9 protein-coding genes are annotated in these 15,873 nt (G+C 71.7%); 3 read left to right on the top strand and 6 right to left on the bottom strand.

All coding sequences use genetic code 11. The features are described 5' to 3' along the window. Positions 1–15 precede the first annotated feature (15 nt). Complete coding sequence (locus ACF09C_RS03740) at positions 16–2,589, bottom strand: DEAD/DEAH box helicase (protein ID WP_392088240.1); 2,574 nt, start codon at positions 2,587–2,589, stop codon at positions 16–18. A gap of 71 nt (positions 2,590–2,660) precedes the next feature. Here ACF09C_RS03740 and ACF09C_RS03735 point away from each other — a divergent pair, with 71 nt between their 5' ends. Beyond that, on the top strand, positions 2,661–3,452 hold the full coding sequence (locus ACF09C_RS03735) for a metal-dependent hydrolase (protein ID WP_392088238.1): 792 nt from the start codon (positions 2,661–2,663) through the stop codon (positions 3,450–3,452). A gap of 57 nt (positions 3,453–3,509) precedes the next feature. Here ACF09C_RS03735 and ACF09C_RS03730 read toward each other — a convergent pair whose 3' ends face one another. Together ACF09C_RS03730 and ACF09C_RS03725 are read right to left on the bottom strand one after the other, a co-directional pair. Beyond that, complete coding sequence (locus ACF09C_RS03730; protein ID WP_392088235.1) at positions 3,510–5,291, bottom strand: ABC transporter ATP-binding protein; 1,782 nt, start codon at positions 5,289–5,291, stop codon at positions 3,510–3,512. Further along, positions 5,288–7,102 (bottom strand): ABC transporter transmembrane domain-containing protein, encoded by a 1,815-nt coding sequence (locus ACF09C_RS03725; protein WP_392088233.1) that lies wholly within the window; start codon positions 7,100–7,102, stop codon positions 5,288–5,290. Before ACF09C_RS03725 ends, ACF09C_RS03730 begins: the two co-directional genes overlap by 4 nt. A 302-nt stretch (positions 7,103–7,404) precedes the next feature. On the opposite strand from ACF09C_RS03725, the gene ACF09C_RS03720 reads away from it, so the two are divergent. Then, the gene (locus ACF09C_RS03720; protein WP_392088230.1) at positions 7,405–8,571 is read left to right on the top strand and encodes a S1 family peptidase; all 1,167 of its coding nucleotides are present in this window, start codon (positions 7,405–7,407) and stop codon (positions 8,569–8,571) included. Positions 8,572–8,658: 87 nt separating this feature from the next. On the opposite strand, the gene ACF09C_RS03715 is transcribed toward ACF09C_RS03720, so the two are convergent. From ACF09C_RS03715 to ACF09C_RS03705, 3 genes are all read right to left on the bottom strand, one after another. Continuing rightward, positions 8,659–10,083, bottom strand: a complete 1,425-nt coding sequence (locus tag ACF09C_RS03715; protein ID WP_392088228.1) for a Gfo/Idh/MocA family protein — start codon at positions 10,081–10,083, stop codon at positions 8,659–8,661. Positions 10,084–10,308: 225 nt separating this feature from the next. After that, positions 10,309–13,233 (bottom strand): FAD-binding and (Fe-S)-binding domain-containing protein, encoded by a 2,925-nt coding sequence (locus ACF09C_RS03710; RefSeq protein WP_392088225.1) that lies wholly within the window; start codon positions 13,231–13,233, stop codon positions 10,309–10,311. Between the two features lie 36 nt (positions 13,234–13,269). Next, on the bottom strand, positions 13,270–13,713 hold the full coding sequence (locus ACF09C_RS03705; RefSeq protein WP_392088223.1) for a MarR family winged helix-turn-helix transcriptional regulator: 444 nt from the start codon (positions 13,711–13,713) through the stop codon (positions 13,270–13,272). A gap of 95 nt (positions 13,714–13,808) precedes the next feature. Here ACF09C_RS03705 and ACF09C_RS03700 point away from each other — a divergent pair, with 95 nt between their 5' ends. Further along, on the top strand, positions 13,809–15,647 hold the full coding sequence (locus ACF09C_RS03700; RefSeq protein WP_392088220.1) for an ABC transporter ATP-binding protein: 1,839 nt from the start codon (positions 13,809–13,811) through the stop codon (positions 15,645–15,647). Positions 15,648–15,873: the final 226 nt, after the last annotated feature.

Raw genomic sequence — 15,873 nt, 5'->3', positions numbered from 1 at the left:
GGTCCACTCCTCCTTCTACAGCTGGCCGACGGACGTCACGCGGACGACCGCGCGGCCCTCCTCGTCGGAGGCGGCGAGATCCACCTCCGCGCTGATGCCCCAGTCATGGTCGCCGTTCGGGTCGGCGAAGGTCTGCCGGACGCGCCACAGGCCGTGCGCCGCGTCCTCCTCGATGTTGAGCAGCTTCGGGCCGCGCGCGTCCGGACCCGTACCGAGGTCGTCGTACTCGTCCCAGTACGCGTCCATCGCCTCGCCCCAGGCGTCCGCGTCCCAGCCCGACTCGGCGTCGAGCTCGCCCAGCGCGTCCACGTTGTCCAGGGCCGCCAGCTCCACCCGGCGGAACAGCGCGTTGCGCACCAGGACCCGGAAGGCGCGCGCGTTCGCCGTGACCGGCTTGACCTGGTCGGCCTTCTCCTGCGCCTCCTCGGCCGTCTGGATCTCCGGGTTCGCCAGCTGCTCCCACTCGTCGAGCAGCGAGGAGTCCACCTGGCGCACCATCTCGCCCAGCCACTCGATCAGGTCCTGGAGGTCCTCGGTCTTGAGGTCGTCCGGGATCGTGTGGTCGAGCGCCTTGTACGCGCTCGCCAGATAGCGCAGCACGATGCCCTCGGTCCGGGCCAGCTCGTACCAGGAGGTGAACTCCGTGAAGGACAGCGCCCGTTCGTACATGTCACGGATGACGGACTTCGGCGACACCGGGTGGTCGCCCACCCACGGGTGCGACTTCCGGTAGACGTTGTACGCGTGCCAGAGCAGCTCCTCCAGCGGCTTCGGGTACGAGATCTCCTGGAGCCGCTCCATGCGCTCCTCGTACTCGACCCCGTCCGCCTTCATCCGGCCGACGGCCTCGCCGCGGGCCTTGTTCTGCATCGCGGCCAGGATCTGCCGCGGGTCGTCGAGCGTCGACTCGACGACCGACACCATGTCCAGGGCGTACGAGGGGGATTCGGGGTCGAGCAGGTCGAACGCGGCGAGCGCGAACGTCGACAGCGGCTGGTTCAGCGCGAAGTCCTGCTGGAGGTCGACCGTGAGCCGGATCGTGCGGCCCTCGGCGTCCGGGGTGTCCAGCTGCTCCACCACACCGCCGTCGAGCAGCGAGCGGTAGATCGCGATGGCCCGGCGGATGTGCCGCAGCTGCGCCTTGCGCGGCTCGTGGTTGTCCTCCAGCAGCTTGCGCATCGCCTCGAAGGCGTTGCCCGGGCGGGCGATCACCGACAGCAGCATGATGTTGGTGACCTTGAAGCGGGAGGTCAGCGGCTCCGGCTCGGCGCCGATCAGCTTCTCGAAGGTGGTGTCGCTCCACGCGACGAAGCCCTCCGGAGCCTTCTTCCGCACCACCTTGCGGCGCTTCTTCGGGTCGTCGCCCGCCTTGGCGAGCGCCTTCTCGTTCTCGATGACGTGCTCGGGCGCCTGCGCCACCACGAAACCGGCCGTGTCGAAGCCGGCCCGGCCGGCCCGGCCCGCGATCTGGTGGAACTCCCGCGCGCGCAGCGTCCGCACCCGGTTGCCGTCGTACTTGGTGAGCGCGGTGAACAGCACCGTACGGATCGGCACGTTGACGCCCACGCCGAGCGTGTCCGTCCCACAGATCACCTTCAGGAGACCTGCCTGCGCCAGCTTCTCCACCAGGCGTCGGTACTTCGGCAGCATGCCCGCGTGGTGCACGCCGATGCCGTGCCGGACGTAGCGCGAGAGGTTCTGGCCGAACTTGGTGGTGAAGCGGAAGTTGCCGATCAGCTCGGCGATCTGGTCCTTCTCCTCGCGCGAGCACATGTTGATGCTCATCAGCGACTGCGCCCGCTCGACGGCCTGCGCCTGCGTGAAGTGGACGATGTAGACCGGGGCCTGCTTGGTCTCCAGGAGCTCGGTCAGCGTGTCCGTGATGGGCGTGAGCTCGTACTCGTACGACAGCGGCACCGGCCGGGTCGCCGAGCGGACCACCGAGGTGGGGCGGCCCGTGCGGCGCGTCAGGTCCTTCTCGAACATCGACACGTCGCCGAGGGTCGCCGACATCAGGACGAACTGGGCCTGCGGCAGTTCCAGGAGCGGGATCTGCCAGGCCCAGCCGCGGTCCGGCTCCGCGTAGAAGTGGAACTCGTCCATGACGACCTGGCCGATGTCGGCGTGCCTGCCGTCCCGCAGCGCGATCGAGGCGAGCACCTCGGCCGTGCAGCAGATGACCGGCGCGTCGGCGTTCACGGACGCGTCGCCGGTCAGCATGCCCACGTTCTCGGTGCCGAAGAGCTTGCAGAGGTCGAAGAACTTCTCCGACACCAGCGCCTTGATGGGCGCGGTGTAGAAGGTCACCTGGTCATTGGCCAGCGCGGTGAAGTGCGCCCCCGCCGCGACCAGCGACTTTCCCGAACCCGTGGGCGTGGACAAGATCACGTTGGCCCCGGAGACCACCTCGATCAGCGCCTCTTCCTGGGCCGGGTAGAGCGTGATGCCCCGGCCCTCCGCCCAGGAGGAGAAAGCCTCGAAGAGGGCGTCGGGGTCGGCGTTCGGCGGCAGCTGATCGATAAGGGTCACGCCCCCATCTTGCCTGGATTCCGCCCGGATGAGGGAACCGGCCACCGGCCGGAAGATCACGGACGATACGCTGACCCGTCGACCGGGCGTCAACTGAAGCCCGGCAACGGAGGAATGGGGCGGGGACAACCATGATGGGACCGGCGCACTCGCTGTCCGGAGCGGCGGCCTGGCTGGGCGTCGGAGCGGCCGCTGCCGCCGCCGGCCACCCGATGCCGTGGCCGGTTGTCGTCGTCGGAGCGCTCATCTGCGCGGGCGCGGCCCTCGCCCCCGACCTCGACCACAAGTCCGCTACCATCTCGCGCGCCTTCGGGCCGGTCTCCAAGGGGCTCTGCGAGATCGTCGACAAGCTCTCGTACGCGGTCTACAAGGCGACCCGTTCCACCGCCGACCCCCGCCGCTCCGGCGGGCACCGCACGCTCACCCACACCTGGCTCTGGGCGGTCCTCATCGGCGCCGGAGCCTCGGTCCTGGCCATCACCGGCGGCCGCTGGGCGGTCCTCGCCATCCTCTTCGTCCACGTCGTGCTCGCCGTGGAGGGCCTGCTGTGGCGGGCCGCGCGGATGTCCAGCGACGTCCTGGTCTGGCTGCTCGGCGCCACCAGCGCCTGGATCCTCGCGGGCGTCCTCGACCAGCCTGGCAACGGCGCCGACTGGCTCTTCACCGCCCCCGGGCAGGAGTACCTCTGGCTGGGCCTGCCGATCGTCCTCGGCGCGCTCGTGCACGACATCGGCGACGCCCTGACCGTCTCCGGCTGCCCGATCCTGTGGCCGATCCCCGTGGGGCGCAAGCGCTGGTACCCGGTCGGCCCGCCGAAGGGGATGCGGTTCCGCGCGGGCAGCTGGGTCGAGCTGAAGGTCCTGATGCCGGCCTTCATGCTGCTCGGCGGAGTGGGCGGGGCCTCGGCGCTCGGGTATCTGTAGGAGCTGTACGACACGTGGGCCCGCCCCTTCCGGGGGCGGGCCCACGCGCGTGTCAGCTCACCCGTGCCACGACCTCCACAGTGCGGCGTACGCGCCGTCCGCCGCCACCAGCTCGTCGTGGCTGCCCAGCTCGCTGATCCGGCCCTCCTCGACCACCGCGATCACATCCGCGTCGTGCGCGGTGTGCAGCCGGTGGGCGATCGCGACGACCGTACGGCCGTCGAGGACACGGGCCAGCGAGCGCTCCAGATGACGGGCCGCCCGCGGGTCGAGGAGCGAGGTCGCCTCGTCCAGGACCAGCGTGTGCGGGTCGGCGAGCACGAGCCGGGCCAGGGCGATCTGCTGGGCCTGCGCCGGGGTGAGCGCCAGCCCGCCCGAGCCGACCTCGGTGTCCAGGCCCTCCTCAAGGGCCCGCGCCCAGCCCTCCGCGTCGACCGCGCCGAGCGCCGCCCACAGCTCGGCGTCCGCCGCGCCCGTCCGGGCGAGCAGCAGGTTGTCGCGGAGCGATCCGACGAAGACGTGGTGCTCCTGGTTGACCAGGGCCACGTGCTCACGGATCCGCTCGGCCGGCATCTTCGCCAGCTCGGCCGCGCCGAGCGTCACCGAACCCGTGCGCGGGGCGTAGATCCCCGCGAGCAGCCGGCCGAGCGTCGACTTGCCCGCGCCGGACGGGCCGACCAGCGCGAGCCTGGTCCCCGGAGGGACGTCCATCGACACCCGGTGCAGCACGTCGACGCCCTCGCGGTAGCCAAAACGCACCTCGTCGGCCCGCACGTCACGGCCCTCGGGGCGCACGGCCCCGTCGCCCGCGTCCGGCTCGATCTCGTGGACGCCCACGAGCCGCGCCAGCGACACCTGCGCCACCTGCAGCTCGTCGTACCAGCGCAGGATGATCCCGACCGGCTCGACCAGCATCTGGGCGAGCAGCGCGCCCGTGGTCAGCTGGCCGACGTCGATCCAGCCCCGGAGCACGAACACCCCGCCGAGCAGGAGGACACCCGACAGGACGAGGGTGTGGGTGAGGTTGACGACCGGGAAGAGCACCGAGCGCAGGAAGAGCGTGTACCGCTCCCACGCCGTCCACTCGGCGATCCGCCGGTTCGACAGACCGACCCGCCGCCCGCCGAGGCGGTGCGCCTCGACCGTGCGGCCCGCGTCGACGGTCTCGGCGAGGACCGCGGCGACCGCCGCGTACCCGGCGGCCTCCGAGCGGTACGCCGACGGCGCCCGCCGGAAGTACCAGCGGCAGCCGACGACGAGCAGCGGGGCCGCGATCACGATCGCCAGGGCCAGCGGCGGCGCGGTGACGAGGAGACCGCCGACCAGCAGCCCCACCCACACGACACCGATCGCCAGCTGCGGAACGGCCTCCCGCATGGCGTTGGCCAGCCGGTCGATGTCCGTGGTGATACGGGACAGCAGGTCGCCGGTCCCGGCCCGCTCCAGGACGCCCGGCGGGAGCCCGACCGACCGCACGAGGAAGTCCTCGCGCAGGTCGGCGAGCATCTCCTCGCCGAGCATCGCGCCGCGCAGCCGCACCAGGCGCACGAAGAGCGTCTGCACGACGAGGGCGAGCGCGAACAGGGCGACGGTCGGCCCCAGGTGCAGCTCGCGCGCACCTTCCGAGAGTCGCTCGACGACCGTGCCGAGAAGGTACGGGCCCACCATCGACGCGGTCACCGCGATCGCGTTGACACCGACGAGCAGGGCGAAGGCCGCGCGGTGCCGGCGCAGCAGCGCGCGGACGTAACCCCGCACGGTCGCCGTCGTGCCCACGGGCAGGGTCGTCGCCTCCGTGGGGGCCGCCGGGTCGTACGCCGGCGGCGCCAGGCCGATCATGCCGACTCTCCTTCCAGCTCGGCTTCGAGCCGCGTCTCCAACACCTGTTTCTCCAGGGCCTGTTCGTCGTCCGTCTCGCGGGTGACGACCGCCCGGTAGCGCGGTTCGGTCCCAAGCAGCTCGCGGTGGGTGCCGACGGCCACCACCTCGTCCTCGTGGACCAGAGCCACCCGGTCCGCGCGGTCGAGCAGCAGCGGCGAGGAGGCGAGGACCACCGTCGTACGGCCCTCGCGCAGCGCCCGCACCCCGGCGGCGACACGCGCCTCGGTGTGCGAGTCGACCGCGGAGGTCGGCTCGTCGAGCACGAGCACCTCCGGGTCCGTCACCAGCGAACGGGCCAGGGCCAGGCGCTGGCGCTGGCCACCGGAGAGGGACCGGCCACGCTCGGTGATCCGGGTCCTCATCGGATCGCCGTCGGTGTCCACGGACGCCTGCGCGAGCGCGTCCAGGACGTCCCCGCACTGCGCCGCCGCCAGCGCCTCGGCGGGCGGGACCTTGCCCGAGGCGGGCACGTCGAGCAGCTCCTGGAGCGTGCCGGAGAGCAGGACCGGGTCCTTGTCCTGGACCAGGACGGCCGTACGGGCGGCGTCCAGGTCCAGTTCGTCGAGGGGCACCCCGCCGAGCAGGACCGAGGTGTGTCCCTCGCCCGGCTCCGTGGGATGACCGCCGAGCCGGTCCGCGAGCCGGCCGGCCGCGTCCGGGTCGCCGCAGACGACGGCGGTGAAGAGGCCCGCGGGGGCGAGCAGTCCGGTGACCGGGTCGTACAGGTCGCCGGCCGCCTCGCGGTGCCCGTCCACCGGCGACGTCGTCGTACGGGTGCGCTCCAGGCCGAGCACCCGGGCCGCCCGCTTCGCGGAGGGCCGGGAGAAGGAGTACGCCATGGCGATCTCCTCGAAGTGCCGGAGCGGATGGAGCATCAGCGCCACCGCGCCGTAGACCGTGACCAGTTCGCCCACCGCGATCCGCCCGTCGAGCGCGAGCCGCGCTCCGTAGGCGAGCACGCCCACCATGAGCAGACCGGGGAGCAGGACCTGCACGGCCGCGATCAGCGCCCACATCCGGGCGCTGCGGACGGCAGCCCGCCGGACCTCCTGGGAGGCGGCCCGGTAGCGGCCGAGGAACAGCTCCTCGCCGCCGATGCCGCGCAGCACCCGCAGTCCGGCCACGGTGTCCGAGGCCAGCTCGGTCGCCCGGCCCGCCTTCTCGCGCTGGATGTCGGCCCTGCGCGTGGCGCGGGGCAGGAGCGGCAGCACGGCCAGCATGAGTACCGGCACCCCCACCGCGACGACCACGCCGAGCGCGGGCTGGTACACCACGAGGCCCACGCAGACCAGGAGCACCGTCAGCGCGGCGGCGGCGAAGCGGGACAGCGCCTCGACGAACCAGCCGATCTTCTCGACGTCGCCGGTGGAGACGGCGACGACCTCACCGGCGGCCACCCGACGGGTGAGGACCGAGCCCAGCTCGGCGGTCTTGCGCGAGAGGAGTTGCTGGACACGGGCGGCGGCCGTGATCCAGTTCGTCACGGCGGTGCGGTGCAGCATCATGTCGCCGACCGCGATGCCCGCGCCGAGCAGCGCGAGCAGCCCGCCGACGAGCGCGAGCCGTCCGCCGTCGCCGTCCACGACCGCCTGCACGGCGAGGCCGACGGCGAGGGAGAGACCGACGATGGACAGCTGCAGGAGCAGACCCCACAGCAGGGCCTTCACCTGCCCGCCCAGTTGATGGCGGCCGAGCCAGAGGAGGAACCGGGTGCCCGAGCGGACATCGGGGACCCCTGGGTCGGCGTACGGTAGATCGCGAATCTGCATGGTGTCCCGGGATTCCGATGTGCGGGGGGATGACGGAAACCGTGCAAGGTTCGCGCCGTGGCAAGGCTCGCGGCAAACGATTTTCCGCAACGAGGTACAGAACAGGCCAAGGTCGAACAGACCGCCCCGGCCCCTCCCGCGCGTGTGCGCGATTTCGACGCGGACCCCTGTGCAGTCACCGGCCGAACCCCTACGCTCTCCCACCAGAGAGCGCTCTCAAGCCCCACCCGGAGCGCTCGGCACCGTCACACGCACCTGATGTTCCCACCCCACACCACGGAACAGCAGAAGGGTTCACGCCTGTGAGACGCCTCAGTGGAACCAGCCGCGCCGGGAAGACCGGCATACGGACCGCCCTCTCCGCCCTCCTTCTCGTCGCCACCTGGGGCGGCGCCGCGCTCGCCCCCTCGACCGCCGCCGCCGCGGCCCCCGACCCCGACGCCTCGCCCGGCCTGATCGCCGCCATGCAGCGCGACCTCGGCCTCACCGAGCAGCAGGCGCGCACCCGACTCGCCCAGGAGAAGGCGGCGTTCGCCGTCCAGCCCGCGGCCGAACGGGCGGCGGGCGCCGACTTCGCCGGCACCTGGTTCGACGCCGACAGCGGCAGGCTCACCGTCGCCGTGACGAACCGCCAGAAGGCCGAGGCCGTACGGAAGACCGGCGCCGACACCCGGGTCGTCACCCACTCCGCCACCCGGCTCGACTCGGTCAAGCAGCGCATCGACCGCCTGGAGGCACCCGCCGCCGTGGGCAGTTGGCATGTCGACGTACGGACCAACCAGGTGGTCGTCCAGGTCGCCGCCGACCGCGCGGGCAAGGCCGACGTCAAGGCCTTCCTCGACCGCGCCCGCGCGGCAGGACCCGTCCGGGTGGAGAAGGTGGACGCGACACCCGCCACCTTCGCCGCCGGGACCGTCGGCGGAGACCCGTACTACACCCACCAGTACCGCTGCTCCATCGGCTTCTCGGTGCACGGCGGCTTCGTCACGGCCGGGCACTGCGGCACCCCCGGCACCTTCGTGCGCGGCTGGGACGGCTCGGACATGGGCTGGTTCCAGGGCTCCTCGTTCCCCGGCGACGACATGGCCTGGGTGAGCACCGGCTACGGCTGGTGGACCGTGCCCGTCGTGTACGGCTGGGGACAGACCTCGGACCGGCTGGTGCGCGGCTCGTGGGAGGCCCCGGTCGGCTCCTCCGTATGCCGCTCCGGCTCCACGACCAAGTTCCACTGCGGCACGGTGCTCGGCAAGAACGAGACCGTCAACTACGCCCAGGGCGCGGTGTACCAGATGACCCGCACCGACGTCTGCGCCGAGGGCGGCGACTCGGGCGGTTCGTTCATCACCGGCGACCAGGCGCAGGGCGTGACCTCCGGTGGCTGGGGCAACTGCTCCTCCGGCGGCAACACCTGGTTCCAGCCGGTCAACGAGATCCTGGGCCGCTACGGGCTGACCCTGCACACGGCCTGACCCGCCGTACGTCCCCGGGCCTGTCGCCTCCCCGCGACAGGGGCCGCACCCGCTTCCCCCAGGGAGCGGGTGCGGCCTTCGTCGTGACTAGGCGGGCTTCACCGAGTCCACACCCGACCGGGCCTTCGTCCACTCCCCGCGCGTGAAGTCGGGGATCGCCTGCGGCGCGCCCTTGGCCTTGATCGAGTCATGACTGAGCGGCACCGGAGCCGTCCAGGTCGCCGCGTCGTAGACGTCGAAGTCGGGGACCAGGCCGAGCCGCATGCACTGCGTCAGCCGGTAGAGCATGATGTAGTCCATCCCGCCGTGACCGCCCGGCGGATTGGCGTGCTCCCTCCAGAGCCAGTGCTCGAAGTCCTTCGCGTACGCCGCGAAGTCGCCCCACTGGTGACCCTGGTGGTCCGGCTCCAGATAGATCCGCGCCGGATAGTCCTCGAACACGCCCAGCGTGCCGCCCAGGCTGTTGATCCTGCTGTACGGGTGCGGGGTCGAGACGTCGTGCTCCAGCCGGATCACGCGCCCCTTGGCCGTCTGGACCAGGCTGATCGTCCGGTCGGCGCCGATGTACGACTCCTTCCAGCTCGGGTCGCCCGCCGGCAGGTGCTTCGCCCGGTACTCGGCGAGACCGAGCGCCGGCGTGCCGAAGCTGCTGATGCTGACCACCCGGTCGCCCCGGTTGACGTCCATGTAGTTGGCGACCGGCCCGAAGCCGTGGTTCGGGTAGAGGTCGCCGCGCAGCTTGGTGTGCCAGAGGCGGCGCCACGGGCCCTCGTAGTACGTGGGCGAGAACATCAGCTCGCGCAGGTCGTGGTTGTACGCCCCCGCGCCGTGCAGCAGCTCGCCGAACTTGCCCGCGTGCGCCATCCGCAGGACACGCATCTCGTTCCGGCCGTAGCAGCAGTTCTCCAGCTGCATGCAGTGGCGGCGGGTCTGCTCGGAGAGGTCGACCAGCTCCCACAGGTCCTTGAGGGTCATCGCGACCGGACACTCCACGCCCACGTGCTTGCCGTTCAGCAGGGCCGTCTTCGCCATCTCGAAGTGGAGCTCCCACGGCGTCGCCACATAGACGAAGTCCACGTCCGTGCGCTTGCACAGGTTCTCGTAGTCGTCCTCGCCGTTGGTGTACACGGCGGGGGAGGGCTGGCCGGCGGCGACGACCTTGGCGGCGGCGCGCTCCGTCTTGTCGCGGACCGGGTCGCAGACCGCGACCACCCGCACCCCGGGCAGGACCAGGAAGAGGTCGATCATGCTGCCGCCCCGGTTGCCGAGGCCGACGATCCCGACCCGGACCGTGGAGCGCTTGGCGAACGGGACGTTCACCATGGTGGCGCTTCTGCGGCGGGGCGCCCCGGCGGTCTGTCCGGCGATCTGCTCGGCGGCGGCCGCCTCGGGCGTGGCGGCCTCGGCACTCGTGGTGCCCAGGGCGCCGAGGCCGATGCCCGCTCCCGCGACCCCGGCCGTGGTCCGCAGAACGGAGCGGCGGCTCGGCGGCTGCGGTGCGTTGTCGTTCATGGAACCTCCAGTAGCTGTGTGCATGGCTGGCTCATGAATCCCGCTCAGGACCCTGTCCGCCGGGACTGGTGGTGCGCAAGGGCGCGGATTGGACTCTTGCGATGGGTGGTTGGACTCTTCCATTCCGCGTCGCCGGTCCATGCGGACGACAAGGGTCCCTCACCCACATGGGGTAAGGGACCCGTGATCTCACGGCCGAAATCCCGGCAAAGGAGTGACGAACCGTCAGGGTCGCGTCGCCCGTTCCAGCGCCAGCAGCGCCGACTGATAGCTCCGGCCCGTCGCCCGGTCCATGCCGATCTCGCACATCCGGTTCGCCGACAGATGGAGGTCGAACGGACGCGCCGTCACCTCGGCCGCCTCGCGAGCCGTCGCCGAGGCCGTCAGCTCCGGATGCAGCATGCCCCGGTCTCCCGCGAAGGCGCAGCAGCCCGCGTCGGCCGGCACGACCACCTCCTCGGCGCACGCCCGGGCCACCGCCGTCAGCTGCGCCTCGTCCCCCAGATGCCGCATCGAGCAGGTCGGGTGGACCACCGCCGACTCCACCGTGCGGCGCACGTCGAGCCGGGGCAGCAGCTCGTCCGCCGCCCACACCAGCGAGTCCACGACGGTCAGCTCCGCGTGCAACTCCCGGTTGTCCTCCGTGAGATACGGCACCACCTCATGGGCGATGCCCAGCGTGCACGAGGACGCGTCGACCACCAGGGGCAGCCGGCCCCCCGCCGTCCAGCCCCAGGCCGCCGCGACGATCCGGTTGGCCATCACCGCGTTGCCCCGCTCGTACCCCTTGGAGTGCCAGATCGTCGCGCAGCACGTACCGGCCACATCGTCCGGGATCCACACCGGGCGGCCCGCCCGGCCGGAAAGCGCCACCACCGCCTCCGGCAGGGAAGGCCCACGCAGCCCCTCCGGGCCGCCGAAGATCCGGTTCACACAGGCCGGGTAGTACACGGCGACGGCCGCCGGGCGGTGCGTCCGGGGGAGCCGGCGGCCGGCCGCCCCCGGGATCTCCGGCAGCCACTCCGGTACGAGGTCGGGCCGCACCACCCTGCGCGCCAGGCCGGTCGCCGCCTCCAGGATCCGGTCGCCGATCCGGTCGGCCGCCGCGACCGCGAGCCGGGCCGAGGCCTCCACGGCGCGGAAGTTCACCGCCGCGAGCGCCGCGACCCGCTCCTCGCGCGAGGAGTGCCGCCGATGGCGGAAATCCTTCATCAGCGCCCCGGTGTCGATCCCGACCGGACAGGCCAGCTTGCACGTGGAGTCCCCGGCGCAGGTGTCCACTGCGTCGTAGCCGTACGCCTCCAGGAGGCTCGCCTCCACGGCGGACCCGTCTCCCTGGCGCATCATCTCCCTGCGCAGCACGATGCGCTGCCGCGGAGTCGTCGTCAGATCGTGGCTGGGGCAGGTCGGTTCGCAGAAGCCGCACTCGATGCACGGGTCGGCGATCGCCTCGACCTTCGGGATCGTCTTCAGCCCGCGGAGATGCGCCTGCGGGTCACGGTCGAGGACGATCCGGGGCGCCAGCACCCCGTCGGGGTCGACGACCTCCTTGATCCGCCACATCAGCTCCGTCGCCCTCGGCCCCCACTCCAGCTCCAGGAACGGGGCGATGTTGCGACCGGTGGCGTGCTCGGCCTTCAGCGAGCCGTCGAACCGCTCCACCGTCAGCTTGCAGAACTCGTCCATGAACGCGGCGTACCGCTCCACGTCCGCCGGGTCGCCGGCGTCGAAGGCCAGCAGGAAGTGCAGGTTGCCGTGGGCGGCGTGACCGGCCACGGCCGCGTCGAAGCCGTGCCGGGCCTGCAGCTCGAGCAGGTCGGCGCAGGCCTCGGCGAGCCGCTCCGGCGGCACGGCGAAGTCCTCCGTGATCAGCGTCGTACCCGAGGGGCGGGAGCCGCCCACGGCCGTCACGAACGCCTTGCGCGCCTTCCAGTACCCGGCGATCCTGCCGGGGTCACGCGTGAACGAGTTCTCCACCGAGGCGACCGGCGTGACGAGTTCGAGCTCGGCGAGGACGGCGGCGGCCGCCCGCTCGTACGCCTCCCGCGCGGCGGTGTCCGGGGCGCGGAACTCCACGAGGAGCGCCGTCGTCTCCCTGGGCAGTTCCGCCCAGTCGGCCGGCACCCCGGCCACGCTGACGGAGGCCCGCAGGGTGTTGCCGTCCATCAGCTCGACCGCGAGCGCCCCGGCCTCGTTGAAGCGCGGCACGGCGGCCGCGGCGGCGGTCAGCGAGGGGAAGAAGAGCAGGGCCGTGGAGACCTCGCGGTCCAGCGGGAGGGTGTCGAAGACGACCTCGGAGATGAAGCCGAACGTCCCCTCCGAGCCGACCATGAGCCCGCGCAGGATCTCCACCGGCGTCGCGCCGTCCAGGAAGGCGTCCAGGCGGTAGCCGTTGGTGTTCTTGATGGCGTACTTGGCGCGGATCCTGGCCACGAGCTCCGGGTCCGCCTCGATCTCGGCCTTCAGCTCCCTCAGTCCCGCGCAGAGCCGGGGTTCGGCGCGGGCGAGCTCCTCGTCGGCGGCCGGGTCGCCGGTGTCGACGACGGTCCCGCTCGGCAGCACGACGGTGAGCGAGGAGACCGTGCGGTACGAGTTCCTGGTCGTCCCCGCCGTCATGCCCGAGGCGTTGTTGGCGACGACCCCGCCGATCGTGCAGGCGATCGCGCTCGCCGGGTCGGGACCGAGGACCCGGTCATGGCGGGCGAGCGCCGCGTTGGCCCGGACGACGGTGGTGCCGGGGCGGATCCGGGCGCGGGCGCCGGCGTCGAGGACCTCGACGCCGACCCAGTGCCGGCGCACGTCGACGAGGATGTCCTCGCCCTGCGCCTGCCCGTTGAGGCTGGTCCCGGCCGCCCGGAAGACCACTTCGCGGCCCTTGCCGTGGGCGTAGGAGAGGACGGCGGAGATGTCGTCGATGTCCTCGGCGACCACCACGACCTGCGGCACGAAGCGGTAGGGGCTGGCGTCGGAGGCGTACCGCACCAGGTCGGAGATCTTCGAGAGGACCTTCTCGGGGCCGAGGAGCGCGACCAGCTCCTCCCGCAACCGGCGCGGGGTGCCCCGGGACTGGAGGTCGGGGACCCGGTCGGGGGCGGCCCTGCGCGCCGTTCCGGGGCGCAGGGCCTGCGGGTTCGGCTCCAGGAGTGGCATGGACGGCTCCCCTCGGCGCTCCCGGCACCCGAGCGGTCAGCAGCGGCGCTCCGGCACGTGGTCGACCAGAGCGGACAGCAGACCTCCGAGCACCTCGCGCTGATCGACGGTCAATGGAGCAAGGATGTCCTCTGCGGCCGCCCGACGCGCGCTGCGCAACGCGCGCAGTGTCTCCCGGCCGGTGTCGGTGATCTCGATCCTGATCACCCGTCGGTTCGTCGGATCGGCCACCCGGCGCACCCGCCCCGCGGCCTCCAGGCCGTCCACGAGGCTGGTGACGGCCCGGGGGACCACCTCCAGGCGCTGGGCGAGGTCGGCCATCCGGGGCGGCTGCTCGTAGTGCGCGACCGTGCGCAGCAGCCGGGACTGCGCGGGGGTGATGCCGACCGGTTCGAGCAGCCGTTTCTGGCTGCGCTGCAGCCGCCGGGTGAGGCGGAGGAGCTGCTCGGCGAGGAGGCCGTCGGCGTCGGGGTTGTTCATGAGGGGAACAATATCAGGACCTGGTTCATTGTGAGTATAGGTAACAATGAGCTATGCTCTGATCGTCTTGACCTCTCACACCCTCGTAGGAGCCCATGCGTATCCACGAAGAGTCCGACTGGACACCCCCGCCCCGTGATGCCACGCAGCCGAAGGAGCCCGCCCAGACGCGGCGCATCCTGCGGCTCTTCCGTCCCTACCGCGGCCGGCTGGCGCTCGTGGGCCTGCTCGTCGCCGCCTCGTCCCTGGTGTCGGTGGCCTCGCCGTTCCTGCTCAAGGAGATCCTCGACGTCGCGATCCCGCAGGGCAGGACCGGGCTGCTCAGCCTGCTCGCCCTCGGCATGATCGTCACGGCGGTGATGACCAGTGTCTTCGGCGTGCTCCAGACGCTGATCTCCACCACCGTCGGCCAGCGCGTCATGCACGACCTGCGCACCGCGGTCTACGCGCAGCTGCAACGGATGCCGCTCGCCTTCTTCACCCGCACCCGTACCGGCGAGGTCCAGTCCCGGATCGCCAACGACATCGGCGGCATGCAGGCGACGGTCACCTCGACCGCCACCTCCCTCGTCTCGAACCTCACGGCCGTCGTCGCCACCGTCGTCGCGATGCTCGCGCTCGACTGGCGGCTCACCGTCGTCTCGCTGCTCCTGCTGCCGGTCTTCGTCTGGATCAGCCGCCGCGTCGGCCGCGAGCGCAAGAAGATCACCACCCAGCGGCAGAAGCAGATGGCCGTCATGGCCGCGACCGTCACCGAGTCCCTCTCCGTCAGCGGCATCCTCCTCGGCCGCACCATGGGCCGCTCCTCCTCGCTGACCAGCTCCTTCGCCGAAGAGTCCGAGCGCCTCGTCGATCTCGAAGTGCGCTCCTCGATGGCCGGACGCTGGCGGATGTCCACGATCGGCATCGTCATGGCGGCGATGCCCGCGCTGATCTACTGGGCCGCGGGCCTCGCCGTCCAGGCGGGCGGCCCCGCCCTCTCGCTGGGCACCCTGGTCGCCTTCGTCTCGCTCCAGCAGGGCCTCTTCCGGCCGACGGTGAGCCTGCTCTCCACCGGCGTCCAGATGCAGACCTCGCTCGCGCTCTTCCAGCGCATCTTCGAATACCTGGACCTGCCCGTCTCCATCACCGAGCCCGCCGACCCGGTCCGGCTCCCGAAGGTCAGCGGCGAGGTCACGTTCGAGAACGTCTCCTTCCACTACGACCCCGCGGACACGGGCGGCCGACCCACGCTCGACACCATCGACCTGGCCGTCCCGGCCGGCGGCAGCCTCGCCGTGGTCGGCCCCACCGGATCGGGCAAGTCCACCCTCAGCTATCTCGTGCCCCGGCTCTACGACGTGACCGGTGGCCGGGTCCTCCTCGACGGTGTCGACGTCCGCGACCTCGACTTCGACACCCTCGCCCGGGCGGTCGGCGTGGTGTCCCAGGAGACGTATCTCTTCCACGCCTCGGTCGCCGACAACCTGCGCTTCGCCAAGCCCGACGCCACCGACGAGGAGATCCACGAGGCCGCCCGGGCCGCGCAGATCCACGACCACATCGCCGGCCTGCCGGACGGGTACGACACCCTCGTCGGCGAGCGCGGCTACCGCTTCTCGGGCGGTGAGAAGCAGCGCCTCGCCATCGCCCGCACCATCCTGCGCGACCCGCCTGTGCTCATCCTCGACGAGGCGACCAGCGCCCTGGACACCCGTACGGAACACGCCGTCCAGCAGGCCATGGACGCCCTCTCCGCCGGGCGCACCACGATCACCATCGCCCACCGGCTCTCCACCGTCCGCGACGCGGACCAGATCGTGGTCCTCGACACCGGCCGGATCGCCGAGCGCGGCACCCACGAGGAGCTCCTCGCCAAGGACGGTCGGTACGCAGCCCTGGTGCGCAGAGACGAACACGCGAACGTGGGAGCGGTTGTTCCCCAGAACGTGTGATCGTTCTCGGATTCGTTGCTCAACTCCCTTGTGACGGCTGATGATTACGGTGCGCAAGCGACGGGCTGCAGACCGCGACCGCGCGCTGTCCCACCGATGCACTTTGCACAAGGAGAAGCACCACCATGAACGTCATCACCAACCTGCTCGCCGGCGTCTTCCACTTCCTGGGCTGGCTCGTCTGACCCATCCGCCCGGTACGCCCGGCAGGAAAGCGGCGCCGTCG

Source organism: Streptomyces sp. NPDC014870, assembly GCF_043081505.1.
Taxonomy (GTDB): Bacteria; Actinomycetota; Actinomycetes; order Streptomycetales; family Streptomycetaceae; genus Streptomyces.
Note: the sequence above shows the minus strand (reverse complement) of the source record. Positions and strands in the feature narration are given on the sequence as shown.

Excerpts from the sequence above, each read along its gene's own strand:
- ACF09C_RS03700 (WP_392088220.1), top strand. The coding sequence starts at position 13,809 with ATGCGTATCCACGAAGAGTCCGACTGGACACCCCCGCCCCGTGATGCC.
- ACF09C_RS03735 (WP_392088238.1), top strand. The coding sequence starts at position 2,661 with ATGATGGGACCGGCGCACTCGCTGTCCGGAGCGGCGGCCTGGCTGGGC.
- ACF09C_RS03710 (WP_392088225.1), bottom strand. The coding sequence starts at position 13,233 with ATGCCACTCCTGGAGCCGAACCCGCAGGCCCTGCGCCCCGGAACGGCG.
- ACF09C_RS03730 (WP_392088235.1), bottom strand. The coding sequence starts at position 5,291 with ATGATCGGCCTGGCGCCGCCGGCGTACGACCCGGCGGCCCCCACGGAG.
- ACF09C_RS03715 (WP_392088228.1), bottom strand. The coding sequence starts at position 10,083 with ATGAACGACAACGCACCGCAGCCGCCGAGCCGCCGCTCCGTTCTGCGG.
- ACF09C_RS03705 (WP_392088223.1), bottom strand. The coding sequence starts at position 13,713 with ATGAACAACCCCGACGCCGACGGCCTCCTCGCCGAGCAGCTCCTCCGC.
- ACF09C_RS03725 (WP_392088233.1), bottom strand. The coding sequence starts at position 7,102 with ATGCAGATTCGCGATCTACCGTACGCCGACCCAGGGGTCCCCGATGTC.